The organism is Sinorhizobium kostiense, from assembly GCF_017874595.1.
GTDB classification, from domain to species: Bacteria; Pseudomonadota; Alphaproteobacteria; order Rhizobiales; family Rhizobiaceae; genus Sinorhizobium; species Sinorhizobium kostiense.
On record NZ_JAGILA010000009.1, the window covers coordinates 161847 to 185794 of the forward strand.

At 60.4% G+C, this 23948-nt stretch carries 19 protein-coding genes and 2 pseudogenes; 11 read left to right on the plus strand and 10 right to left on the minus strand.

Annotated elements, in window-relative coordinates:
• The first annotated feature begins 9 nt into the window (after nucleotides 1-9).
• From kdpB to J2Z31_RS25930, 6 genes are all read left to right on the plus strand, one after another.
• Nucleotides 10-2061, plus strand: coding sequence for a potassium-transporting ATPase subunit KdpB (kdpB, locus tag J2Z31_RS25905; RefSeq protein ID WP_209606120.1), 2052 nt, complete (start codon nucleotides 10-12; stop codon nucleotides 2059-2061).
• A 14-nt stretch (nucleotides 2062-2075) separates the two neighbouring features.
• The gene (gene kdpC, locus J2Z31_RS25910) at nucleotides 2076-2684 is read left to right on the plus strand and encodes a potassium-transporting ATPase subunit KdpC (RefSeq protein ID WP_209606122.1); all 609 of its coding nucleotides are present in this window, start codon (nucleotides 2076-2078) and stop codon (nucleotides 2682-2684) included.
• Entirely contained in the window at nucleotides 2662-5361 is a 2700-nt protein-coding gene (locus tag J2Z31_RS25915; RefSeq protein ID WP_209606124.1) for a sensor histidine kinase, read from the plus strand. Before kdpC ends, J2Z31_RS25915 begins: the two co-directional genes overlap by 23 nt.
• Nucleotides 5358-6059, plus strand: a complete 702-nt coding sequence (locus tag J2Z31_RS25920) for a response regulator (protein ID WP_209606134.1) — start codon at nucleotides 5358-5360, stop codon at nucleotides 6057-6059. Before J2Z31_RS25915 ends, J2Z31_RS25920 begins: the two co-directional genes overlap by 4 nt.
• A gap of 52 nt (nucleotides 6060-6111) precedes the next feature.
• A complete protein-coding gene (locus J2Z31_RS25925) occupies nucleotides 6112-7569 on the plus strand; it encodes a TrkH family potassium uptake protein (RefSeq protein WP_209606136.1) in 1458 nt (485 codons plus the stop codon).
• A gap of 285 nt (nucleotides 7570-7854) precedes the next feature.
• Entirely contained in the window at nucleotides 7855-8691 is an 837-nt protein-coding gene (locus J2Z31_RS25930; protein ID WP_234939662.1) for a DUF4118 domain-containing protein, read from the plus strand.
• 54 nt (nucleotides 8692-8745) lie between these two features.
• On the opposite strand, the pseudogene J2Z31_RS25935 reads toward J2Z31_RS25930, so the two are convergent.
• Nucleotides 8746-9112, minus strand: a pseudogene (locus tag J2Z31_RS25935) (hypothetical protein).
• 519 nt (nucleotides 9113-9631) lie between these two features.
• Between J2Z31_RS25935 and J2Z31_RS25940 the strand changes: the two are divergent.
• Entirely contained in the window at nucleotides 9632-11464 is a 1833-nt protein-coding gene (locus J2Z31_RS25940) for a potassium transporter Kup (RefSeq protein WP_234939681.1), read from the plus strand.
• 174 nt (nucleotides 11465-11638) lie between these two features.
• Here the strand turns inward: J2Z31_RS25940 and ligD are convergent, their stop codons facing one another.
• From ligD to J2Z31_RS25970, 6 genes are all read right to left on the minus strand, one after another.
• A complete protein-coding gene (gene ligD, locus J2Z31_RS25945; protein WP_209606139.1) occupies nucleotides 11639-12631 on the minus strand; it encodes a non-homologous end-joining DNA ligase in 993 nt (330 codons plus the stop codon).
• Between the two features lie 229 nt (nucleotides 12632-12860).
• Complete coding sequence (locus J2Z31_RS25950; RefSeq protein WP_209606141.1) at nucleotides 12861-15011, minus strand: LamG domain-containing protein; 2151 nt, start codon at nucleotides 15009-15011, stop codon at nucleotides 12861-12863.
• 257 nt (nucleotides 15012-15268) lie between these two features.
• Nucleotides 15269-15472 (minus strand): hypothetical protein, encoded by a 204-nt coding sequence (locus J2Z31_RS25955; RefSeq protein ID WP_209606143.1) that lies wholly within the window; start codon nucleotides 15470-15472, stop codon nucleotides 15269-15271.
• Nucleotides 15473-15567: 95 nt separating this feature from the next.
• Nucleotides 15568-15954, minus strand: coding sequence for a helix-turn-helix domain-containing protein (locus tag J2Z31_RS25960; RefSeq protein ID WP_209606145.1), 387 nt, complete (start codon nucleotides 15952-15954; stop codon nucleotides 15568-15570).
• Nucleotides 15935-16369 carry a hypothetical protein gene (locus J2Z31_RS25965; RefSeq protein WP_328243649.1) on the minus strand — a complete coding sequence of 145 codons (435 nt, stop codon included), beginning with the start codon at nucleotides 16367-16369 and terminating at the stop codon, nucleotides 15935-15937. Before J2Z31_RS25965 ends, J2Z31_RS25960 begins: the two co-directional genes overlap by 20 nt.
• 9 nt (nucleotides 16370-16378) lie before the next feature.
• Nucleotides 16379-16897 (minus strand): helix-turn-helix domain-containing protein, encoded by a 519-nt coding sequence (locus J2Z31_RS25970; RefSeq protein ID WP_234939664.1) that lies wholly within the window; start codon nucleotides 16895-16897, stop codon nucleotides 16379-16381.
• 702 nt (nucleotides 16898-17599) lie between these two features.
• On the opposite strand from J2Z31_RS25970, the gene J2Z31_RS25975 reads away from it, so the two are divergent.
• The 4 genes from J2Z31_RS25975 to J2Z31_RS25990 all read left to right on the plus strand — a co-directional run bounded on the left by J2Z31_RS25975 (nucleotide 17600) and on the right by J2Z31_RS25990 (nucleotide 19919).
• On the plus strand, nucleotides 17600-18055 hold the full coding sequence (locus J2Z31_RS25975; RefSeq protein ID WP_209606147.1) for a DUF3846 domain-containing protein: 456 nt from the start codon (nucleotides 17600-17602) through the stop codon (nucleotides 18053-18055).
• A complete protein-coding gene (locus J2Z31_RS25980) occupies nucleotides 18052-18987 on the plus strand; it encodes a hypothetical protein (protein WP_234939665.1) in 936 nt (311 codons plus the stop codon). The genes J2Z31_RS25975 and J2Z31_RS25980 overlap by 4 nt, the downstream gene beginning before the upstream one ends.
• Nucleotides 18988-19097: 110 nt before the next feature.
• Nucleotides 19098-19523: a hypothetical protein gene (locus J2Z31_RS25985; protein WP_234939666.1), complete on the plus strand. Its 426-nt coding sequence runs from the start codon at nucleotides 19098-19100 to the stop codon at nucleotides 19521-19523.
• Between the two features lie 90 nt (nucleotides 19524-19613).
• A complete protein-coding gene (locus tag J2Z31_RS25990; protein ID WP_209606149.1) occupies nucleotides 19614-19919 on the plus strand; it encodes a hypothetical protein in 306 nt (101 codons plus the stop codon).
• 1251 nt (nucleotides 19920-21170) lie between these two features.
• Here J2Z31_RS25990 and J2Z31_RS25995 read toward each other — a convergent pair.
• From J2Z31_RS25995 to J2Z31_RS26005, 3 genes and pseudogenes are all read right to left on the minus strand, one after another.
• Nucleotides 21171-22691, minus strand: a complete 1521-nt coding sequence (locus J2Z31_RS25995) for a hypothetical protein (RefSeq protein WP_209606150.1) — start codon at nucleotides 22689-22691, stop codon at nucleotides 21171-21173.
• A gap of 105 nt (nucleotides 22692-22796) precedes the next feature.
• Nucleotides 22797-23293, minus strand: a pseudogene (locus J2Z31_RS26000) (ferritin-like domain-containing protein).
• 92 nt (nucleotides 23294-23385) lie between these two features.
• Entirely contained in the window at nucleotides 23386-23685 is a 300-nt protein-coding gene (locus J2Z31_RS26005) for a DUF982 domain-containing protein (RefSeq protein WP_209606152.1), read from the minus strand.
• Nucleotides 23686-23948 lie beyond the last annotated feature (263 nt).

Sequence of the window (23948 nt, forward strand, 5' to 3'; positions counted from 1 at the left end):
GGTGTTTCGATGAGCAAGCATAAGCGCAAGGACTTTTCGCTGTTCGACCGGGCGCTCGCCGCCCAGGCGGCGCGCAGCGCCGTCGCCAAACTCGATCCGCGCGTGCTTTCCCGCAACCCGGTCATGTTCGTCACCGGCGTGGTCGCGTTGCTCACGACATTCATCTTTCTTCGCGATCTCGTCACCGGCGCAGCGATGACCGGCACAGTTGGCCAGATCGCCTTTTGGCTATGGGTGACGGTGCTGTTTGCCAACTTTGCCGAGGCGATCGCCGAGGGCCGGGGGAAGGCGCGCGCCGACAGCCTGCGGGCGACACAAGCGGAGACCGAATGCCGACGCCTTACCGGAGACCCGGCCGCCCATAAGGATTTCGAGCTTGTGTCAAGCCAGAGGCTTCGCAAGGACGACGTCGTTCTGGTGGAGGCCGGCCAGCTGATCCCTGCCGACGGCGAAGTGATCGAAGGCGTCGCATCGGTCGACGAGTCGGCGATTACGGGTGAATCGGCGCCCGTGATCCGCGAGTCGGGCGGCGACCGTTCGGCGGTCACCGGCGGCACGCGTCTCGTCTCGGACTGGCTGGTGATCTGCGTCACCGCAGAGCCGGGCAAGAGCTTTCTCGACCGCATGATTGCCATGGTCGAAGGAGCGGAGCGCCAGAAGACGCCGAACGAGATCGCGCTCAACATCCTGCTCGTCGGCATGACCATCATCTTCGTTCTGGTTGTGGTGACGCTGGAACCCTTCGCACTATTCTCCGGCACCTCGATCCCCGTGGCCTTCCTGGTGGCGCTGCTGGTTACACTCATTCCGACGACCATCGGCGGGCTCCTGTCGGCCATCGGCATTGCCGGCATGGACCGGCTGGTGAAGGCCAATGTCATCGCCAAGTCTGGCCGTGCGGTCGAGGCGGCGGGCGATGTCGACACGCTGCTGCTCGACAAGACCGGCACCATCACCTTCGGCAACCGCATGGCCGACGCCTTCATGCCCCTGCCCGGGGTGAGCGAACGCGAGCTGATCGAAACGGCCTTGCTCGCCTCGTTTCCCGACGAGACGCCGGAAGGCAAGTCCATCGTCGATCTGGCCCACAAAATGCTGGGCAGGGAGGTCGATGTGCTTCGGCAAGGGATCGGAAAATTCGTGCCTTTCAGCGCGCAGACCCGTCTTTCGGGCGCCGACCTGACGGATGGAGGCGAAGCCCGCAAAGGCGCGAGCGACGCCATCCTCCGCTATGCTGAGGCAAAGGCGAGCCCCGATCTCACGCGCATCGTCGAAGGCATAGCGAAGTCGGGTGGAACGCCTCTGGTCGTTGCCCGCGACAAGCGTATTCTCGGAGTCATCCACCTGAAGGACATTATCAAGCCCGGCATTCGCGAACGCTTCGCCGAGTTGCGGCGCTTAGGCATCCGCACGGTGATGATCACTGGCGACAACCCGCTGACAGCCGCCGCGATCGCGGCAGAGGCCGGCGTCGATGATTTCCTCGCAGAGGCGACCCCGGAAAGGAAGCTGGAACTGATCCGCAAGGAGCAGGCCGAAGGCAAGCTGGTCGCCATGTGCGGCGACGGCTCCAACGATGCGCCGGCACTCGCCCAGGCCGACATCGGGGTCGCCATGAACACCGGCACGCCGGCGGCCAAGGAGGCCGGTAACCTGATCGATCTCGACAGCGACCCGACCAAGCTCATTGAAGTGGTGCTGGTCGGCAAGCAACTCCTGATCAGCCGGGGCGCGCTGACCACCTTCTCGATCGCCAACGACGTGGCTAAGTATTTCGCCATCCTGCCGGCCCTGTTCATCACCGCCTATCCCGGCCTGGAGGCTCTCAACATCATGGGTTTGGCGAGTCCTGCAAGTGCTATCCTGTCGGCCGTGATCTTCAACGCATTGGTCATCTTCGCCCTAATCCCGCTCGCCTTGCGCGGCGTTCGTTATTCTCCGGCGACGGCGGGCGAGTTGCTGCGGCGCAATCTGTTGATCTACGGGCTGGGCGGCCTGGTCGTGCCGTTCGCCGGTATCAAGGCCATCGACGTCGCGGTCTCCGCGCTTGGTCTCGCTTAAGAAGGATGAAGACGATGCATTCGCAAATAAGACCGGCAATCGCCCTTTTGGCGATCATGACCGTGCTGACCGGCGTCGCCTATCCGCTGGCGATGACGGCGGTCGGGCAGGCTTTGTTCCCGCATCAGGCAAATGCCAGCCTGATCACTCGTAACGGCGTCGTGGTCGGCTCCGAATACGTTGGACAGGCGTTCACGCGGCCGGAATATTTTCATGGTCGCCCATCCGCCGTCGACTACGATGCTGCCTCTTCAGGCGGCACGAATCTTGCGCCGACGAACCGCGAACTGGTCGACGCCGTTGGTGAGCGGACACGGCAGATCGCCGCGGAGACAGGCGCCGGGCGGGTGCCGATCGATCTCGTCACATCTTCGGCGAGCGGGCTCGACCCGGACATTTCGCCCGAAAGTGCCTATCTACAGATAGCGCGTATTGCCGAGGCGAGAGGTCTTTCCGCTGAGGAACTGCGTCGGATGGTCGATGCGCATGTTGAAGCGCCGCTTTTCAGGATATTCGGTGCACCGGCCGTCAATGTATTGAAGCTGAATCTGGCGCTCAATGAACGGGCGCCGGTCGAAACGGACGCAACAGGATCTATGGATGGCGCCAGCGCCGAACAGTGAAAACCGCCCTGAGCCGGAAGCCCTTCTCGCTGAAGCCGAGAAGGAGGGCCGCGGAAGGCTGAAAATCTTCCTTGGAGCAGCACCCGGGGTCGGCAAGACTTATGCGATGCTCCAGGCCGGGCGGAAACGCGCGGCCGAAGGTATCGACGTGGTGGTGGGCATCGTCGAGACGCACGGGCGCCAGGAGACGGAACGGCTCCTCAGAAATTTGACAGTCCTGCCGCGCCGTCCGCATCTCTATCGCGGCCGTATCCTGCACGAGATGGATCTGGACGCCCTGATCGAGCGCAGGCCGCAACTGGCTTTGATCGACGAGCTCGCCCACACCAACGTGCCGGACAGTCGGCATGAAAAGCGCTGGCAGGACGTAGAGGACGTGCTGGCGGCGGGGATCGATGTCTACACCACGCTTAACATCCAGCATCTGGAAAGCTTGAACGACATCGTCGCGCGCGTCTCCGGCGTGCGCGTGCGCGAGACCTTGCCCGACAACGTCCTGGAGCTTGCCGACGAGATTGAACTGATCGACTTGCCGCCGGAAGAGCTGATAGAGCGTCTGCGCCAGGGCAAGGTCTATCTGCAAGACCAGATCGCTCGCGCCATCGAGAATTTCTTTTCCAAGGGGAATCTGACGGCGCTCAGAGAACTGGCCATGCGCGTGGCCGCCGACCGCGTCGATGCGCAGATGATCGCGCATATGAAAACCCACGCGATCAGCGGCCCATGGCCGACCCAGGACCGCATCATGGTCTGCATCAACGAGTCCCCCGTGGCGAAATCACTGGTGCGCGCCGCGAAGCGCATGGCGGATCGGGCGCGGGCGCCATGGATCGCCGTCAACGTAGTGTCCTCTTCCAGCGAAAGCCTGCCGGACGAATCCAAGAACCGGATCGCGGAAGCCCTTCGGCTTGCCGAAACGCTTGGAGCCGAGATCGCCAGCGTCAACGCGGAGGCCAACATCGCCGACGAGATCCTCGAGTTCGCACGCTCCCGCAATGTCACCCGCATCCTGGTTGGACGCCCGCGCCCGCGCCGGATTCTCGCATCCATGACACGCGAGACGGTGGCCGAGACACTGATCCGCCAAGGACAGGATTTCGAAATTACCCTGATCGCCCCGGATCAGGACGAAGCCCGTCGAGCTGCCATCCGCGCTGGCCGCGTCCGGATCGAGCGCGACCCGAAGGCCTATCTCGCGGCAACAGGCATCGTCGCTGTTGCCACCGCGATTGCCTTCGCGATCGAGCGCATCCTGCCGGTCGCCAGCCTGTCGCTCGTCTTCCTGACCGGTGTTCTCATTACCGCGACGCGCCTGGGGCTCTGGCCGTCGCTTTATGCCGCGACCGTCAGCTTCTTCACCTACAACTTCTTTTTCACCGAGCCCTACCACACCTTTGTCATGCACCGGCAGGACGACATCCTTACGCTGGTGCTCTTCTACGTGACGTCCGTCCTGGCGGGGAATTTGGCTGCACGGCTGCGCAATCAGGTGAACGCCCAAAGGGCGATCGCCAAGCGCACTGCGAGCCTCTACGAATTCAGCCGCAAGCTCGCGAGTGCCGCCTCCTTCGACGATGTCATCTGGACCGCCGTCAGCAATGTCGGAGCGATCCTTAGATGTCAGGCCATCGCGCTCACGCCGGGTGCTGCCGGCCGGCTGGAGATCGGCGGCGCCTTCCCGCCGCTCGATGAACTCGACGTCCGCGATTACAGCGCGGCCCATTGGGCCTGGGAGCATGGAGAGCCCGCCGGCTGGACAACTGCCACGCTTCCCTCCTCTGACTGGCTATTCCTGCCGCTCAAGACGGCGCAGGGAACCCATGGGGTGCTCGGCATCACATTCGAGGAGCGGCGATCGTTGACACCGAACGACCTGCGCATTCTCGATGCCCTGACGGATCAGGTGGCGATCGCCGTCGAGCGCACGCGGCTGGTCTCGGACCTTCAGGACTCCCGTATCCTCTCGGAAACGGAGCGGCTGCGTTCGGCGCTGCTCTCCTCCGTCAGCCACGACCTGCGCACCCCGCTCGTCTCGATCATCGGCTCGGCAAGCTCGCTGATCGAGGCGGACGATGCACTGGGCAGCGGCGGCCGACGACAGCTTGCCGAAACGATCAAGGAAGAGGGCGATCGGCTCAACCGATACGTCCAGAACCTTCTCGACATGACGCGGTTGGGATATGGGGCGTTGAAACTCAATCGTCAGCCGAGCGACGCGCGCGAACTGGTCGGGGCGGCAGTACACCAGCTCGGATCGGCCCTCAGAAGCCACCTGTTGGTCCTTGACGTCGCTGACGATCTGCCGGCAGTGGATGTCGACCCGATCCTGATGCAGCAGGTACTTGCCAACGTGCTCGATAATGCCGCCAAGTACTCCCCCTCCGGCTCCACCATTATCGTCACCGGTTTGACCGGCAAAAACAGCCTGACAATTGCCGTCAGCGACGAGGGACCGGGTATCGCGCGGGAGGATCGCGAGCGCGTCTTCGACATGTTCTATCGCGTGCGCGCAGCGGACGGGCAGCGAGCCGGCACCGGGCTTGGCCTCGCCATCTGCAAGGGGATTGTTGATGCCCATGGCGGCAGCATCCGCGCCGAACCCGCCAAGGCGGACGGAACCGGCACTCGGATCGAAATTGGGCTGCCACTCGCGGCCGACACGAAGGGTGTCGCATGAGCGCGCTCGCCCGCATTCTCATTGTCGATGACGAAAGCCAGATCCGGCGCTTCCTGCGGGTGGCACTCGAAGCACATGCCTATGAAGTCGCAGAGGCCGCCACGGGCCTGGAAGCCGTGCACAAGGCAGCGACCGAAGAACCGGACCTCATCGTGCTCGATCTGGGGCTTCCGGACATTGACGGCAAGGAGGTCATCGCCCGCGTGCGCGAGTGGTCGCAGACGCCAATTCTGGTGCTTTCCGTCCGGCAGGAAGAGGGTGAAAAGGTCGAGGCGCTCGACGCGGGCGCGCAGGACTATGTCGTCAAACCCTTCGGCATCAAGGAACTGCTGGCCCGCATCCGCACCCTGTTACGCGACAGGTCGGCATCGGACAATGCCGTGAGCCAGGCTGTCGTGGAGATCGGCGAACTGCACATCGATGTCGCCGCGCATGAGGTCCGCAAGGATGGTAAGCCGCTGAGGCTGACGCGCAAGGAATTCGAGGTCCTGTGGACACTCGCGCGCCACGCCGGCCGGATCGTCACCCATCGCACACTTCTGCACGAGGTCTGGGGTAAGGCCCATGAGCATGACACGCAATATCTCAGAGTATTCATCCGACAGCTTCGCCAGAAGCTCGGCGATGACCCGGCAAACCCGCGTTACATCGTGAACGAACCTGGGGTCGGCTATCGGATGCTGGACCCATCTGACTGAGCTTCATCTCGTTCTAGTCTAGAAAACCCTTGGCGAACCAGATAGGTAAAGAATGACCGCCGACCGACTTCGCTTCGTCCTCTTCCTCAATGGTGTGTTCATTCTGGCGCTGGCGGTGGCCATGCTGGTGCCGGCCGTCGTCGATTTCGCCACGGGCAACAGTGAGGACGTCATCACCTTCGTGAGCAGCGCCGCCGTCAGCGCCGGGCTCGGCGCCTTGCTCGTTGCAGCCTTCAAGCAGGATGAGATCGACCTTACCGACCGTCGGACTGCTCTCCTCCTCACGGTCAGCGCCTGGCTCTCGGTCTCCGTTATCGGCGCCATTCCGCTCTACAATTCAGCGCTCGCGCTGAGCTGGACAGATGCAGTCTTCGAATCGGCGGCGGCCTTGACGACGACGGGCTCCACCATCTTGGTGGGGCTCGACGTCATGCCGCAGGGGCTTTTGATGTGGCGTTCGCTGCTGCAGTGGCTCGGCGGCATCGGTATCATCGTCATGGCGCTCAGCGTACTTCCGGCTTTGCGCGTCGGCGGCATGCAGCTTTTTCGCTCCGAATCCTCCGACATTTCCGAGAAACCGTTCCCGAGGGTGCGGCAGATTGCGCGGAACATTCTGATCGTGTATCTGTCGCTCACGCTCGCCTGCGCCGTGTCGCTCGACTTCGCCGGCATGTCGACCTTCGATGCCGTCAACCATGCGATGACGACGATTGCCACGGGCGGTCACTCGACCAAGGACGCGTCCATCGGTTACTACAATTCCCTGCCGATCGAAGTCGTCACGATCATATTCATGATTTCCGGGGCGCTGCCGCTCGCCTTCTATGCCGTGTTTCTTCTGAGCCGCGGTAAACGCAGCGCCATCGAGGGACAGATCAAGCCGTTTCTGCTGATCCTGGCGGCGGCGATCCTGGCCTGCACCACCTGGAATATCAGTCAGGGCATGTCGCCGCCCGAGGCCCTCCGGTTGTCTGCCTTCAACGTCACCTCGATCATGACCGACACCGGCTTTGCTACTGCCGACTTTTCCGCCTGGGGAAGTTTCGCCATCGGCCTGTTCTTCGTACTTTATCTTGTCGGCGGCTGCGCCGGCTCGACGGCAGGCGCCATCAAGATCTTCCGCTGGCAGATTCTCTTCGTGGGTACTGGAAGAGTGTTGCGAGGCACGCTTTACCCTCAGGCCATCGTCCCCGTTCGCTTCCAGGGCAAGTCCGTCGACGACGTGGCGATCAGCAACGTCCGCAATTTCTTTTTTCTCTACATCATGACCCTGCTGTTCATGTCGCTCCTCGTCATGGCGACCGGGCTTGATTATCTCTCGGCGATCTCTTCGGTGGCGCAGGCGATGGCGAACGCGGGGCCTGGCCTCGGCCCGCTCGTGGGCCCGGCAACGAATTTCGCCGCGATCCCGGACACCGCCAAGTGGCTGATCGCTTTTGCTATGGTCATCGGGCGGTTGGAACTTGTGACGCTTCTCGTCGTGCTGCAGCCGTGGTTCTGGCGGCGCTGAATGTCTGGACACGGAACGTGAGCTATGCGGCGCGTTGAATTCGACCGGGAAGTCGCAACGGCCTAAAGCCTTCCGGCAGTTGCTGCTCGTCCTGCCAAGAATAGATGCCCGTAAGCGCCAGCGCACTACCGCCCACATTCGGGCAGCTCAACCTTGTCAGTGGACCGAGGTTCCGCGATCGAATACAAGCGCGCAGAGTTTCGTTATCCTGGTATAATCGCTTAGCATACCGGGGCCGCGACCAGTGCCTTTTTCGGAAGGAAGTGAAGCAATGGCCAATGCTAAATGGCAACCACGACCGAACATCACACGAACTGTGGCAACCGATCCAGATTTGAGCTTGGAACCATCGGAGATTCCGGAGGGGACGGGTTACCTTGCTTCCATTGCGATGACTATAGCGGCGACGGTCATTGCCGTCGGCATCGACCGCGGGATTGCGATCCCGAACATTTCCCTCATATTCGTCGTGCCGGTGTCGTCGCCGGCGTGGGCTTCGGCTTAGGTCAATCGTTCTGCTCGGCTGTACTTGGTGCTCTCGCCTACAATTTCTTCCTGACTGAGCCTCGCAACACTCTGCTCGTCGATGATCCGTCAAATATTTGGGCGATAGGGCTACTTTTTGTCGTCGGACTTATCGTCAGTAGCGTTGCCTTCACTTCCCAGCGGAGAGCGAGCGACGCGGCGCTCTTGAGAAGGCAGGCGACAGTGCTGCAGGACTACAGCCGTGCTGTCGTGGCAGCCGACAACATTCAGGCGATCGTCTCAACAACTTGCCAAGCTCTCGCAGCGCTTTTCCAGGTTCCTGTCGTCGTGATGCTCGTTTCGGAGGGCGAAGTGGCTGCGGCCAAGGCAGTCGGCGGTATAGATCCCCAGAAGGCTGAATTCGAGGCGGCGCGATTGTCCTTGGAGACGGGCACTTTCATGCGCGCCGAAACTTATCCGGCGACGGCGTCTCGCTTTGACTTTTGGCCCGTAAAAGCTTCAGCGGGCCAGCACGCTGTCATTGGACTTGCATTTAACCCCGAAGATCGTCCTGCGGCACCGGATACGCTAGTCGGCATCATTCGGAGTGTGTTAGCGTTGGCACTCGACCGTCAGCAATTGAGCCGGCTTCCTTGAGCAAAATCAACGTGGCGCTGGCGCCACCTTCCGAAGCGGGTCGAACCAGAGCGACTACTGGAAAATATAAAGCGCGTCCCACAGCATGCTGAACAAGCCGGGCCGGGGCTGTGCCGTGTCGCGAATCCATTGCGCAGCCGTGTCCGCACGCACCGTTGTACCCGAACCGCACACGATCTTGTGCAACTGCCAATCGGTCAGTTCGAAAAACCGCTTCGCTTCGCCATAGGTGTCGTCGCTGAGGCCCTCCGCACGAAGCACAGCATCCTCGAATGCAACAGTGAAAGCGGAACCTGCGCTTCGCAATCTTGTCGCGTTGCGCCGGGGGCTGATATTCGGTCTGCGAAAGTGTTCTGAGGCACCGTTCAGGCGTTTTTTCCAAGAGTTCCGCCCATCGAGCGAGGCGCTCGCCCCGTGTCATAGTCGAACGCTTGCATGTCTGCAGAAACGCCGGCAACTGTCTGGAGGTGCCAGGTGTTTCATCGCCTCCTCCTCCAATTTTCCAAGATTTATGAAGAAGTGTCTTCCTTTCGGTTTTAGCCGGCAAGCGCTGAGACAGCTCGAGCGACCGCCCTGCGAGGCAGCGCAGCGCTCGTGGCGATGGGATTGGTTACGCGACACTCGCATGTTGTCGTTCCAGGACGTCACTTTGGGAACTTCGAACCGCTCTGGCAGCCAAATGCGTCGCTTGACAAGCCAATGCACAGCATATGAGATGTCAGAACACAACTCACCGGTTCCTCAAGGCCTCGGAGTGTGCCGACAATGGGTCATGGCCGGTTGCGGCCACCAGTCCATTTGGTTTTTTTGGCTGGACTACCGCAGCCCGCTAGTTCGGGATGGAGTAGCTCTCATGGCCGACGCCGACGCCGGCGGGCGCACCGATTCCACGCAACCTACCGCCCCGGAATCGCCTGGCCAAGCCAATCTGAGAGTCTTGATGCTTGGTGCTCTGGGCGTCGTTTACGGCGACATCGGGACAAGTCCCCTGTATGCCGTTCGGGAAGCGCTTTTGGTCGCAGCGTCAGACGGGTCGGTTGAGCGCGCGGACGTGTTGGGCGTCCTTTCGCTGATTTTCTGGGCGCTGACGCTGGTCGTGACAGTAAAATATGTGCGGTTTGTACTCAGGGCCGACAACAAGGGCGAGGGCGGCACCCTTTCGTTAATGGCTCTTGCCCGCAGGCACCTTCCTGCGCATTCGACCGCCATCTTGGCCTTAGGCGTCATTGGCGCGGCGCTGTTTACGGGTGACTCCATGATCACGCCCGCAATCTCGGTGCTCGCCGCGGTGGAAGGGCTCAAGACAGTGACGCCGGCCTTCGAGCCCTATGTCGTGCCCATCACGCTGCTAATCCTCTTTGTGCTTTTCGCCGTTCAGCGCTTTGGAACCGGCGCAGTCGGAGGCGTTTTTGGCCCGATTACCGGTGTCTGGTTCATCGCAATCGGCATTTCGGGATTGAGTCATATCATCGCCAATCCCGACGTGCTGTGGGCAGTCAATCCCTATTACGCAGTCCATTATCTCGCCGCCAACCCGGCACTCTCGCTTGGCACGATCGGGGCTATTTTCCTCGCCGTCACGGGTGCAGAGGCGCTCTATGTTGATCTCGGCCACTTCGGCCGCGGACCGATCGTCCTGGCGTGGCTTTCGATCGTTTTCCCTTGCCTTCTCCTGAACTATGTAGGGCAAGGCGCTTTCGTTTTGACGCGTAGCGATTTGCCAGAGAATGTCTTCTTCGACATGCAGCCAGGCTGGGCGCTGCTGCCGATGGTCGCCCTGGCTACCGCTGCCACGATCATTGCCAGTCAGGCGGTTATTTCCGGTGCCTACTCGCTAGTCCGCCAGGCCGTGCAGCTGAATCTGCTGCCCCGCTTCAGCATTCTTCACACGTCGGAGACGCAAGAGGGCCAAGTTTATCTTGGACGTGTCAATTGGATGCTCGGGATCGGCGTCATGTTGCTGGTACTCGGCTTCCAGAGGTCCGGCAATCTCGCTTCGGCCTATGGCATTTCGGTTACCGGTGAGATGGTAGTCACGGATTTGCTTCTCTTCGTCGTTATGCGTCACATCTGGAACTGGTCCTGGGCAGCAGCGCTTTTGGCCTCGATACTGTTCCTGATCGTCGACCTGGTATTCCTTGGCTCTAACATCATCAAAGTGGTCGAGGGCGGCTGGGTCACGCTGGCCATTGCTCTCGTGATGTGCCTCATCATTTGGACCTGGGTCCGCGCGACGGGCTATCTGTTCGAGAAGACTCGCAAGAGCGAGGTTCCCCTCGATTTTCTTGCCGATCAGATGCTGAAAAAACCGCCTCAGATCGTGCCGGGTACGGCCATCTTCCTGACTAGCGATCCAACGTGCGCCCCAACGGCGCTGATGCACAGCTTGAAGCATTACAAGGTGCTGCACGAACGTAACGTCATTCTCTCGATCGTGACCAAGCAGCGACCCATCATCCCGGAGTCCGAACGCGTGCAGATGGAACCGATCACCGATCTCTTCACGCGCGTCACTCTGTCATTCGGCTATATGGAACAGCCGAACATTCCGAAGGCTATGGCCCTCTGCCGCAAGCAGGGTTTGAAATTCGACATCATGTCGACCTCATTCTTTGTCTCCCGCCGGTCGCTGATACCAACGCCCACTTCCGGCCTACCGCTCTGGCAGGACCGGCTGTTCATCGCCCTGGCCCGCACCGCGGCCGATGCGGCCGAATATTTCCAGATTCCGACCGATCGTGTGGTCGAGATCGGCACCCAAGTCAGGATCTGAACGTGCGTGTTCACATCTAGAGCCAGCGTAAGCGGAGTTTCGATCCCGTGCGGAATCAGTTCGTGCTCTGTTCGATCTAAGCGTACGATTTCGAGCAGTTCTTGTTCCGACCCCTTGTCGGGCGTTTGGGGTGCGGAATTTTCACAGACTCCCTCCTGATGTTTGGATGCACATTCAGCCCGACGGCTGCTCGCGATCTAAGAAAAACACGGTTGCGTCGTCGGCTCGCTCTCGCAGGCCTTTGAATGAAGGGTGCCGCAGCTTTTCGTCTTCTGTCCAGGCGCGATATTCGACCTCAGCGACAAGCAGCGGCCGCACGAAGACAGCGCCCTTGCGCCGGAGCGCAACAGGCGGCTTGTCCTCCCTGATCGTGTCCAGCAGCTCACGCAGCTTGACGGATTCCTGATTGCTCCAACCAGTGCCGCAACCGCCGACGTAGACGAGCCGATCGTTTTTCAGGGCCGCCAGCAGGAGCCGTCCGATCGCGCAGGGCACAGTAGATGGCTCATAGCCGACGATCACGAAACTGTCGCGACGCCTGCAGGTGATCTTCTGCCACCAGTCGCCGCGGCCGCTGTGATAGGTCTTTTCCCGGTGCTTGGCGATAATTCCCTCGAGGCCATGCTCGCAGGCAATGCGGTAGAACTCGTCGCCGTCTGCGTCGACCTCCTCCGACAACCTGATGACACCTTCGCGGCCGGCGACGATCTGCTCGAGCAGCCGTCGGCGCTCGCGAAGCGGCTGCCGCCGCAGATCGTGCCCGTCGAGATAGAGCAGATCGAAGGCGAAGAAGAGGATTTCGCGTGGATCATGAAGACTTGGTTTTCGGCCAAGAGCGCGTTGCAGTGCGCCGAAATCGGACCGCCCTTTCTCGTCAAGCACGACCGCCTCGCCGTCGAGGATCAGAGATTCGTGCCCAAGCTGCCGCGCTTCGGCCGCGATCGCGGCGAAGCGGCGCGTCCAGTCATAGCCGCCGCGTGTGACGACGCGCACCCTCCCCGGCTCTACGTGAACCGAGAGACGGTATCCATCCCACTTCACCTCGACGGCCCATTGCGGGCCTTTGGGCGGCCTGTCGACGAGCATTGCCACGCATGGCTCGATGCGCGTCGGCATTGGATCTGGCGGCGGCTGATTGGGCGGCTTCTTCGAAGATGTTCTCGCCATGCCGCAATTAACGCACAAGTGCTCGAAAACGCCGCACTCATTCCGCATGACCGCGGTTGCAGGAATTGCGGCGACACACGAGAAACGTGGGAACAAAGACATAGATGATGAATTATCAAGGCGCGCCGTCCCTCAGCGGCGTCAGGTCCAACCTGTTATGAGTGCCCGCTCCTTCCCCTGGAGCGGGCGCTCGTTGCAAAAGGCGTAGGGGCCGAATGGACCCACGCCCTCAAGCTGGCGCAAAGTTCGCCGATTGGCGGCCAGGAGTGCACCCTCCCTCCGGTTCAGCCAACAAGCTTGTGACAAAATAAGTGATGGACGCGGTCATATTGGCGACGATGGCAGCCAAGTACCAGCCGCCGGTTGCCCACAGCATAATCAAGTCGGCAAGAGCGGCGACCACAATGAACACCCAGTTCCACCAATGCAAACCTGAAATAGAGATCGCAAGTACGGATGCTAAGCCGCCACATATGTAGACACTGAAAACTACTTTGATCAGCTTCTGAAAATTGTTCGCCTCCGCCAATGCCAACCTCATCGCTGGAATAAGATTGCTCAAAACTTTCGGCGCCCATTCCGTGAGGAACTTGGAAATCACTGAGCTTCCGACGGCGCCCAAGCCTATCGCACCTATGATGACCATTATGGCGTTGGCAATGAGCAGGATGTACCAAGCAATGCATTCGCTCGAGAGCCCCTCATCTTGACCATATGACGCAAGCGTTGCATCCCCGATACGCGCAGCTTCGATCAGCCCATCCTCGCCGACAACTTCGAAGACGTGATCGTCGCCGTCGCGCCGGTGGAGTACCAAGCCTGGTGGTCGGCCGTTATGGTCATCGTAATGCCGAATCCCGCTGTAGAGATTGTTAAGAAAGACCTTGCGCAGCTGGTCGATTTGAGGTTGCGCAGCCCCTGTGGCACCTAGGATTTCTTCATAGTCGGCAATCAGCTGATCGATTTTAGTCTCGCTCAGGATCCTGCTTTTTGGTCGAGGGCCCATCTCATCGGGGGCCTGGGCGGCTGTCGCCCGAATATCTGGCCATCGGGGCTTCGGATTTGAAGCTGCAGCTCGTATACTAGAGCGGGAAAGCAATCCACCCGAAGTCGACTGCCAGCTCACTCTTGCACCATTGTTCAGCGAAGCGACCGTGCCGGTTACACCGTTGCTCGAATCAAGACCTCGGAAGTTGGCGACACAGCCCTGCGCTTGGGCAGGATCTGCGGCCATATAGGTGGCGACGTCATCGGCAGACAGTGCCGTCGACCAAACCTGCAAAGCTCCAATGTATCCTTGAAATGGGTTGTTGTTGGGGGCGGTCGAAAGAGGTATCGCCCCACCGATGACGGGAGCAGGCGTCGAAAGCATGTTCATCGTACCCGACACGGCACTGCCGCATTCCTGCCCGTCCACATACAAGGTGAAAGTCGTTCCGTCATAAGTGACCGCCACATGGTGCCACGCATTCGCGGCGAAAGACGTCGACGCGGAGACAATGTCGCTGCCATTCAGGCCATTCCACAATACTGTGAGCGTGAGCGACCCGTCACTTTGACCGAGGCCCATCTGTATGCCGCTGTTAGCATCGCAGTTGCCGAAGATGTCACTGTACTGAGAACCAGAGCTAACGCCCGTGCAGTAAACCCATGCAAGGAGGCTGAATGCCACATTACCCCCGCCGCCAGGATTAAGGGCATCAGAAGTTGCAGGTACAACGTATGCGTTGTTTTCCAATTGGAAACCCGGCACGATCGTGACCTGCTGCCCGCCACCTAGGAAGGTAATCGGGTGGTTGTTGCCTGAGTCGTCCGACGGTGGCCCGTCGGCAAAGCAATAGCAGGAAACGAGTCCCTGCGTTCCGGGGTCCGGCATCATCCACTTGCTTGTGAGGCATTCTGTCATCGGCACGGCGATATTCCAAAGACATAAGCCCACCAGGTCAACATCCACTTGGCCGCCGAACACGAAGTCACTGCCATCATCCGGAATTCCAGCGTTCGTCAACGCAGCCGAGGCAGCCTGAGCGCCCGCGACGGAAAGAGTTAGCGTGCCCGAATTTGGTCCGGCCGAGTCATAGGTGCACATTACCGAATAGTAGGTGTTGGGTTGCAAGGTCATCGCGGCATCCGCAACAACGGCAGTCGCATTCGCAAGCTGCGCGAAAAGCACGCCATTTTGTAGCCCAAAGCTGAATTGGCTGCCCTTGGAGAACAGCGTGTCGCTGCTGCTAAATTGTGCCATCCGGAAGGTGAAGCACACAGAGAATGAATGACTGCCATCCAACACTAGGTCTGCCAAGGTGGACCCAGATCCGAACGAAATCGAACCAGATGATGTAATATGCGCAAACGTCTGCTGATAAAGTGGTGCAGTCACGGGTGCCTCCTCCTCGTGCATGGACTGATCCAGGAGTGAAACTGCGCCCCCTAATAGAGGGGGGTGCCGTAGACCTAACATTGTCTAGGCACTGATATCTGTCGGGATGTCCTTGAACGCCGCGCCTTTGGCTCCCCAGCCTCGCGATCGTCGTTGTAGTCGATGACAATCTTAGCGAGCACGTGTCGCTAAACAACTCTCAAAAGTTAGGGTGAAGATTCGGCTCCTACGCAAGGAACGGGCACTCTGGGATGTCGTCATCGACGCTTCTTCAGCCAAGGATTCCACTCGATTCCCAAGGCTTTCGCAATCACGCGCCAGTCCCGACCGCCCATTCCAGGGATGCGCAGCATCTCTTCGATGGAAAGATGCTGCATATCTCCGACCACCTCATATCCGAGCTGATTTAGCTCGGCGAGGAGCCATGGCTTCAGTTTCAAGTCTGCGAGTTTCGTGTCCATGTCGAGAGAAGATCAGGCCAACTCGCAGCGCGCAATTGCATGATTGTGCAATGATCCCGTCAATCTGACACCTCAGGGTAGGCGGCGTTACTGGTTCATGACCGCTCCTGTTCGGCGAGCGCCTTCACGAGACTCACGACCCGGGCACGAACCTTCACGTCCTCGATCCGACAGAAGGCGCGAATGAGGGCAAGCCCCTGGTCGCTCGAGACGAATTGCATCAGCTCCGGATGGAGCGCGGAAGGGCGGCCGGCGCCGCCGGCGCCGTTCGTGGCTTCAGCGGGCATGTCTTCGAAGAAGTTCGAGACCGGGACCTGCAGCACGTCGGCGATCTGCTGCACGCGACTTGCTCCGACGCGGTTGGTCCCCTTCTCGTATTTCTGCACTTGCTGGAATGTGACCCCGATCGCCTCGCCAAGTGTCGCTTCGACATGCACATCTACCGGGGCGGGCTGTTTTCTTTCAAGGGTACGTGTCAGCATGAATTCTCCGCATTTCGGCGACGGATGCCCCTGCCCCGACCCTATCGCAGTTCTGATAGTTTCTCCGTTTCTGGGAGACGCTCCTACAGCGTGACCAGGCCACTGGACACTCCCGTTTTTCAGTGAATATCGGCGTTTTCAGTCCAATGCCCCGGCGATGGGCCTGGCTCCAGGTACCGGCCGAGAGAGCGAAGATATGCGACAATTTCCAGCAGGAGGAAATCCCGGTCCCCGAACACTTCATCATGCGGGCGAGCTCCTCGGCCGCGGCGTCCATTTCCTCGAGGTCGCCGAGAACGTAGCAGTCGTGGCCGATGGCGCAGATGTCACAGCCGGCCTCGATCACCGCGCCGACAAAGGCGGGGATCTCGCTCTCCAACATAAGCCGCCCAGACTCACGTTTCGCCATATCCATTCATCCTCTTCAAGCGCTCGGCGGCCCGGGGGGCAATGGCGCGGCTGACGCCGTGCCATTGCCGCCGTGGCCTGTCGTTCCCAGCCGATTGAGCAAGCTGAAAACGTCCTGCAAGGTTTCTTCGTCAAAGCCTCGCAGCTTGTCGATGCGGGCCAGGAGCAGATTCACTTTGGTTTGGTTTTCGCCCGACAGATGGAGAGCTGCCGGCGCTAGAAGCTCTTCCGGACTTGCTCCAAGCACCTCGCAGAGATGGATCAGACGGCTTACCGTCAGGCGGGAAACGCTTCCTTCGTAGCGGGCGTAGACCGCTTCGGTGATATCAAGCAGGGGCGCAAGTTTTCGACCGGGAGAGATTTCGCCTCTCGCGGGCTTCCCGGATACTGGCGGAGATTCTTTCTTCCAGCGCGGCGCTGAGTGTAATTCGACCGTCGGGGGGGGCAGCCGATAAACTGGTTTGTCAACGTCCGGATCATTGACTTGCTGCAATCCGCGATCCGAGATCCATTGCTCCAGCGACGGTCCTGCCATTCATCCTACCGGTGGTTGTTCATGGTGCAGACCACTTTAATGGAAGTGGTTGTGTTCTTGGAACCCTCAAAACGTCTTGGGTGGTATCAGTTTGGCGCATCGCTGACGCGACCCCGCTCTATGCCTTCGGCACGAAGACCGCAAAAAGCGTTCTTCGCCCAATAGGGTAACGATCGGTTGCGCAAGAGCCGCCTCGCGGCCTTCACGTCATGACTGCATCAAAATGCCTCTGAAAGCCGTTTACAGCTCGCGGTGAAATCAGCATATTGCCAACCGGCAACGACAATCGAGAGTTGGTCGTGGCAAGTCGCTAGCCCTTCTTGTCATGCACCCACGGGGCCGTCCTGATCTGCGAGCCAGGGCGGCCCTTCTCGTATCTGAAATGGCGGCCGCCAGACGGCCGGCTTTGCCTTCCTGAAGGAGGGAAAGAGGGCGCTGCCCTCTCTCCCTCACAAGGGAAAAAACGGTCTCCCCGTCCTTCCTCCCCTCGCCTCCGGCTCGCTCCGTGCAGGAGCGACGCAATCCGCATGCGCGGATTTTGCGTCGCCCCTTCGGCTTTGGCCTCGGGCGGGCGAACCCCCTCCGTTTTGTTCCCTTGCCTCCCTCTCTCCCGCTGCTCCGCGCGAGCACGGGGAGCAGGAGCGGGGCTCCTGCCCCTCGGGCAAGAGCTAGACCGCTTCGCGGAAAGGAAAGGGCTAGAAAATGGTAAGAGCAAACACCGCTTATGTGCTGGACCCGGAAACGACGATCTTTAAGCCGGTAGAGCTTCAGGTCGATCTGGGCATCCGGCCGCTTTACGCGATTATCGGCTGCCGCTTGCTGGAGGTCGTGCGGTTCGATGAGCGGCACACGCTTTTCGTCGACGAAGAAGGTCTGCAGGACGGGTTGACCGCCTTCACCATCTTCGAAGGCTTCCCGCAGCCGATCGCAGGCAAGATCGTGCTTGTCGGCGGCGATGGCAGCACGCCTTACACGTCCCCCCTCATCAGCCTTGAGGATGCAGCGAAGCATTTCAAATGCTGCCGCCCGGTCCTGGACCCGGTATTCGCAAAGGCAGACGAGATTTCATCGGGCGGTATCATCATCGCCGGTGCGCTCGCAGGGTTGCAATGCCGCATTGAGCGCCGCGCCCCTACCCTTGTTGAGGGAGAGGCATGATAAAAATCGCGGCCCTCGAAAACAACATCCTCGCCATCGTCGCAGGAACCTTCGCCGCAACAATTGCGGCGGAGGACATCGAGCCGCAGTTTCATGCGCTCACCCACTTTCCCGACCGGCGCGCAAGGTCAGAGCTTGCAGACCTGGCCGAGCGGCTGAATCTGTTCGCGGCTCACGTCGTTGAGCTTTGGAACAAGGCTTGCGCGCCGATTCCGGAGGCTGAAATCGAGGCCTTTGCGCGGCGGCATGTCGATTTGACGCGCCGCTATTGGGCGGCGGAAGGCCGTTGCATGAACTGGTTTATTACCGGCCCTGCCCGTTTTCCCGTGGCTCGCAACGAAAAGCGCATGCGGATTTCGGACGCCCGCCGAGCCGATCTGAAGGCGCACGAGGCAATGGCCCGCAAGTCCGCCAAGCGGAAGGCCTTCCCGCACGGCACGGACTATGAACCGATCCGATCCGGCGATCCGGTGGCGATGCAGCGCATCGTTACCCGCATCGAGGAGGTGGCGCTTTCCATCGACCGGATGAAAGCCGCCAACGCGATCATCCGGCGCATGGTGAAAGACCTTTCCAGCGAAGAGGACATGATTGCCGCTGTTGTGGCCCATACCGGCCTTCCCACTGACGCCGCAGCGAGAGGCATCAAGTTTGCGTCGTGGCAATCGCGGCGCGGGTTCAGCACGACCAACAGCCGCGCCGAGCTCCGCCGCCTGCAGCAGCGCCTTGCGGCGCTTGCAAGGATGAAGGAGCGCGGCAATCAAAGCCAAGAGGTCGAGACGAGCGCCGGAGCCGTCGAGATCAAGGAGAACGCCGACATCGCGCGCATCCAGTTGATCTTTCCCGACAAGCCCGATGACCCGACGCGGCGCGTGCTGAAGGCGAACGGCTTCCGCTGGTCGCCTCGCAAGGCGCTTGGCAACGGCACCTGAACGAGGCCGGACGCTACGCCGCTGAGCGTGTGTTGAAGACGATCACCGCCGCCTGATCACTCTTCCCAACTCGAAAAAGGACAATTCCGACGACCGAGACGATCTATTCCGTGGTGGAATTTTGCGGCAAGGGCGACCCAATTTTTGGAGGCACTGCCGCCGATTGGGCGCTCTACAAGACCGAGAATGGTGCGTTCGCTTTCATGGGAGCCGCCGAGGCGCAGCGATGCAAGTTGGTTATGGCCTACTTCCCGACTGCCGCCGAGGCAGAGAAGGCCGGAACCGCAGCGAGCACTCGCAAGGGACTGATTTCCGCCCTTCCCGTCAAGCCCCGGCTCGAGGTGCCAACCGCACAGATTTCATGGATAGTCGCCAACAAGCATGTCGGCGAGGAGGACAGCGAGCTCGCGGAGGACTTCGCCGACAGGGCAAAGAGGGCGGGCGCGGCCGATCCGGATTTGATCGCGCAAATCGTCGCCTACGCTCTTGCTTGCCACCGCGCAAATCAGGCGTTGGTCGCGCGTTTCCGGCTTTAGAAAACGTGCAAACGCTATTAGGACTACAACCGATGATAGGCCGCGCTATTCTCGGCGCGGCCCGGGAAGGCGATCAAGAGGAGCAGGCACTTGAGCCGACACACCGTGCAAATCACCAACGGCACTGAAACGGACGAGCAGGGGATGATAGGCTATGATCCGCCCTTGCGGACGTTCTTTCTTCAGGCGTTTCCCGACCCGGAAACCGACGAATGCGCCCTTTGGTTGGGCGCGTTCATTGAGGAATACCCGACTTTGGAATCCATCATCGAGGCTGCCCGCGCACAAGGTTACGAGGTGCGCGGCATGACGCAGAAAATGATGCTGGCAGTGCTAAAGGAAGTTGGACCGAGGCGCCCGCCGAGCATTGGTGAACAACTCGGCATTGTGCGGTAAGAAGGACGACAGCAGTTTCGAGGGCGGAAGCAGCAGCGCCGGGCCAGCGGCGCATTCGGGGAGGATGGGCCACCCCGACCGAGGCGACGGCCTCGCCCTCGAACCGGAGGTGTTGCATGTGGTTCCTACCACTTAGCATCACCCTAGACGTGAAAAGGACCCGGACCACCTGGCAAGTGCGGATCCGAGTCCAATTCTCAATCTAGGAAACGGGGGCGGGCCGAAAGGCTCGTCCCCACTCCGGAAATCAATATAGGCGATTTCCGCTCGAACTTCAAAGCGCTCCAGCCGTCCCAGCCCGCATCGAGCGGGCCAGGGACGGAACGAGGGGCAGCCTTGACACCCCTCCCCTCGTGCTCCCCTCCCCATCCACGGCGGCCGCTCGCAAGCGGGCCGGCTCACTTCGGATTGTGTCGGCTGTTGAAGACCTGGTTACGCGCCTGACCCGCTGCAGCGAGACGGATCCGGCGGCCGGACGGCGACTTGCCGATTGACGGCGAACGCGGCGGCCGGGGCTACGAAGGCCGCGCTTCCCGGCCTCTCCTTTGTGGCTATGCGCAAATCTAATGCTGCGCACGATACGTCAGGCCCGGCCTTGGCGTGCAACCCAAGGGGTCCAACTATGGAAGACTTCGTGACCATGACGAGCGATCGCCGAGAAGCGGACCACGAATTGTGGGGGCATTCCGGTGTCGGACAGCAAATATTGAAGAAGTTGTCGAACCGCTTGTTGGGCAGTCGGACCCGCCTTCGCCGTTCAGACGGCGAATGCTAAACCTCTTGTAGCTGCCCTTTCAACTGGTCCACGGACGCCGCTGACTGGTACGCTGAACCAGAGCCGCGGTAAAACGCAACGTGCTCTTCCATGGCGACCGTCCATATGACGAGGGGCGCATGAACCATCACATAGAAAAAGAAGATAGGCATTTAGTTGCCTCCTTTGCGAGTTTGCCATTGGCGGAACGCGCGGCGCGGTTGTCCAGTTCCTCGGCAATACGATTTGGAACTACGCTGTTGCAACTATTAGGAAAACCCCGCAGAGCAGAGCGAGACCACTCCGTGGCGTTGACCATTACGACCGCCGCCACCTCGAGCTTAAGCTCACCGATCACGAAAAGGGTGAACTGATCGAGTATCTCAATTCAATCTGACGCAGGTTGGAAGTAAGGACGGGCGTCACTCAATCATGTAGCGGAAGAGGTTAAAGCCAGTTGTCAATTGTCCCGTAAAGCATCAAGAGGCAGTTGAGCACTAGGCCCGGCGTGAATGTTCGGGCGTTCGTGTAACAGCCAATGCACCGAACAGCGCCACGAACGCCGCGAGCCCGACCCAGCCGATGATTTGGCGCGTGCGCTCTTGGTTTTCCGGCATCTCGAGGGCCTCCACTTTCGGCCAAATGACATGAATGTAGCCATCCGGCTCGGCGGCTAGGCTCTTGTCTTCGGTGGCGATCTCCAGCATCACGCCCTGCATGGGCCCATCGGTGAGGACCATGACATGGGCGGGTGCGGCTCGCGCGATCACCTCGCCGTTGCGGCTCACTTCCGCCCAGCCCCAGAGCGCGATCTTCGGCCGCATCCGTGGCAGCTTGCTGGTGCCTATGCCCGTATCGCCATGCATCTCGTGCTCGAGGACAGCGCCCGACCACGTTGTGTACAGCCCGAGCGGATGTCGCGGCATTGGCCTATCGATCTTGACGTCATAGGTGGCCTCGCCCCCGGTGAACCGGGCGGTGACCGTCATCGCATCGGTGTTCTGCACGTGCGACCAGCGGTTTCCCATCTCCACCGCCTGGATGGTGATCGTGCCGGTCACCGGTTGCGTGGTGTTCATGTTTACCGCATCGGGCCCCACGACCCGGACAGCTTGGCCCGAGGCGCGCGCCGAAGCCGCCAAGCCATCGGTGCCTCTGCTCTGCGCGTATAGCGGGTCGGCAGGCAAGCTCATCATCATTCCAGCGATAGCGACGCTTGAGACAGTGATCATCCGCCGGTTCTTCATGGCCCATCCTCCGACCCACCAGCCGATCACCGCGGAGACGAAGCCACCCGGAAACGAGAACCACCACAGGTCCCAATAGCCGGAATAATACGGCTGCTCGAACGGCAGCCCGCGCGGTCCGAGATACATGCTGTAGGTCGTCCAGACGAGCGCGAGCATCAGCGCCCCCAAAGCCACACCGGTGCGTCCGGCGCCGGCATATGCCGTCCAGACGCAAACGAAAACGAAACTGATCAGCAGGCGCTGGACGAAAAAGGTGATGCCGGGGAAGTCCTGCAGCAGCAGGAGTTGGGTAAAGATTCCGTCGGTCGCCACAATGATCACGGACGTCACCAGCCCATAGACGACGAAACGCCATGTCTCACCCCGCTCAGCCTCGAGCACCGGATGATTGCGGCGCCACAGCCAGAGCGCCAATGCGTATCCGCCAAGAATGGCAAGGAAGTGCACCGGCAGGCCGGTGACCCAGAGATGATTGAAGTCGAGCCATTCCGGTTCCTGCGGTAAGCCAACCGGCGCCAGCCATTGATAGTAGATTTCGAGGATTAGGGTATGCACCGCCGTCAGAACCAGGCCGGGCACGATGCCAATTCCGATGAACGCAGTGCCGAACAGGAACACCGTGGTGATCAGGAAGGTTTTTGTCACCCAATAGGTCCAGTAGGGATCGTTCTCCCATAGTAGTCCGTGGGCGATGGAGGCATCGACGAAGATCGCCGCAAGTCCGACAAGAATGCTGAACTTGATTGTGTCTTTCGCGACCAGAAACATAAGCCGCTCCCGCATAACGCGATTTCTGCATCAAATCGCGAAATTCCGGGAATGTTCCTCCATCTTCGCGAGACCACTTTCTCGCGCGGTATGGCGTCGTTTCGCTCAGTGTTTCGCCGCCAGCCCTTGCTGATCGCACTCGAGGAACTTGCGCGTGATCGCGGTGGCGTCTGCGTCGAGCCATTCTGCCATCGCGACTTCCTGCTGCAGGATGGTTTCGCAGACCCGCTTGGTCTCCTGGTCGCCCACATGTTCGGCTGCAGCCTTGTAGCTGGCGATCTCCATCTGCTCGAATGTAAACTCGCGAGTGAGCCCTTCACGACCTCGTCGTCGACGAATAGGCCACTTAGCCCCTGACCGAACGCGACCATCTTTGCAGCAATATCCTTGAGACCGGAGGTGCCGCCGCTGACCCGTTCCAGGCAGCGCTCCAACATCGCCGCCAGATCGCGAGTCTCCTGGAGGCGCTTGTCTATTTGGGCCTTCAGTTCCGGGTAGTTTTCCAAGCGCGCCAATTGGCTCGTCAGCATGGTGATCGCCTGCTCTTCCATCGCATGCGCGTCCCTGAGCCATGCATGGAGATGCTCCCCGGGATCAGAAATGGTTTTCTCCTTTCTTCACCTTGACCGAGTGGCATTGGGATGTCGGGAGCTGCCGCCGGACGAGACGTCGCAGAATCGATCCGCGGCTCGGCTCAATGCTGCCGCTTGGCAGCCGGCTTTGCAGACGTCTCGGCAACGCCGGCGGCGTGTGCGTCGCTAAGCGACAAAGACGCCTCGGCGCAAGCCGCGGCAAACGACGCTCTTGCAACCTCGGCGGCGACGATCCCCGAAAGGGCGGCACGGCAGTCGCGAATCGCGCGGTGGTGCCACTTGCCGTGGCTCGGCCACTCGTATTCCAGAAAATCGAGAGCGTCATAAGGTCCGCGGAATAGGCGAGGCATGCCGTTCTGAAGAGTTACCGAAAGGGGTACGCGCCAGAGAGCTTCCTTCATTGGGACCTCCCGAACTTTCCAATCGGAATAACCCGCCGGAAGCTCAACTCGTTCCATTGCGAAAACCTTCGAAGGGTGATTTCCTGTCCTCTGTGGCGACGGCCGTGTTTGAGGCGAACTTACCGTCAGCGACGCCGTTGCTGATGCGTTCACAAAGACCGGCCTGCCTGGTCTGGACGCCTACCTAAATGTTGGCTGTGCAACGTTGTGGTGGCAAACTATTGACCGATGCGAATGAGCCCGCCTGAGCTCTTCATTGCAAT

What these genes read in the sequence shown, in the direction of transcription:
- kdpB (WP_209606120.1), top strand. Translation starts at nt 10, where the DNA reads ATGAGCAAGCATAAGCGCAAGGACTTTTCGCTGTTCGACCGGGCGCTC.
- kdpC (WP_209606122.1), top strand. Translation starts at nt 2,076, where the DNA reads ATGCATTCGCAAATAAGACCGGCAATCGCCCTTTTGGCGATCATGACC.
- J2Z31_RS25915 (WP_209606124.1), top strand. Translation starts at nt 2,662, where the DNA reads ATGGCGCCAGCGCCGAACAGTGAAAACCGCCCTGAGCCGGAAGCCCTT.
- J2Z31_RS25920 (WP_209606134.1), top strand. Translation starts at nt 5,358, where the DNA reads ATGAGCGCGCTCGCCCGCATTCTCATTGTCGATGACGAAAGCCAGATC.
- J2Z31_RS25925 (WP_209606136.1), top strand. Translation starts at nt 6,112, where the DNA reads ATGACCGCCGACCGACTTCGCTTCGTCCTCTTCCTCAATGGTGTGTTC.
- J2Z31_RS25930 (WP_234939662.1), top strand. Translation starts at nt 7,855, where the DNA reads ATGGCAACCACGACCGAACATCACACGAACTGTGGCAACCGATCCAGA.
- J2Z31_RS25940 (WP_234939681.1), top strand. Translation starts at nt 9,632, where the DNA reads ATGCTTGGTGCTCTGGGCGTCGTTTACGGCGACATCGGGACAAGTCCC.
- ligD (WP_209606139.1), bottom strand. Translation starts at nt 12,631, where the DNA reads ATGGCGAGAACATCTTCGAAGAAGCCGCCCAATCAGCCGCCGCCAGAT.
- J2Z31_RS25955 (WP_209606143.1), bottom strand. Translation starts at nt 15,472, where the DNA reads ATGGACACGAAACTCGCAGACTTGAAACTGAAGCCATGGCTCCTCGCC.
- J2Z31_RS25960 (WP_209606145.1), bottom strand. Translation starts at nt 15,954, where the DNA reads ATGCTGACACGTACCCTTGAAAGAAAACAGCCCGCCCCGGTAGATGTG.
- J2Z31_RS25965 (WP_328243649.1), bottom strand. Translation starts at nt 16,369, where the DNA reads ATGGATATGGCGAAACGTGAGTCTGGGCGGCTTATGTTGGAGAGCGAG.
- J2Z31_RS25970 (WP_234939664.1), bottom strand. Translation starts at nt 16,897, where the DNA reads ATGGCAGGACCGTCGCTGGAGCAATGGATCTCGGATCGCGGATTGCAG.
- J2Z31_RS25975 (WP_209606147.1), top strand. Translation starts at nt 17,600, where the DNA reads ATGGTAAGAGCAAACACCGCTTATGTGCTGGACCCGGAAACGACGATC.
- J2Z31_RS25980 (WP_234939665.1), top strand. Translation starts at nt 18,052, where the DNA reads ATGATAAAAATCGCGGCCCTCGAAAACAACATCCTCGCCATCGTCGCA.
- J2Z31_RS25995 (WP_209606150.1), bottom strand. Translation starts at nt 22,691, where the DNA reads ATGTTTCTGGTCGCGAAAGACACAATCAAGTTCAGCATTCTTGTCGGA.
- J2Z31_RS26005 (WP_209606152.1), bottom strand. Translation starts at nt 23,685, where the DNA reads ATGAAGGAAGCTCTCTGGCGCGTACCCCTTTCGGTAACTCTTCAGAAC.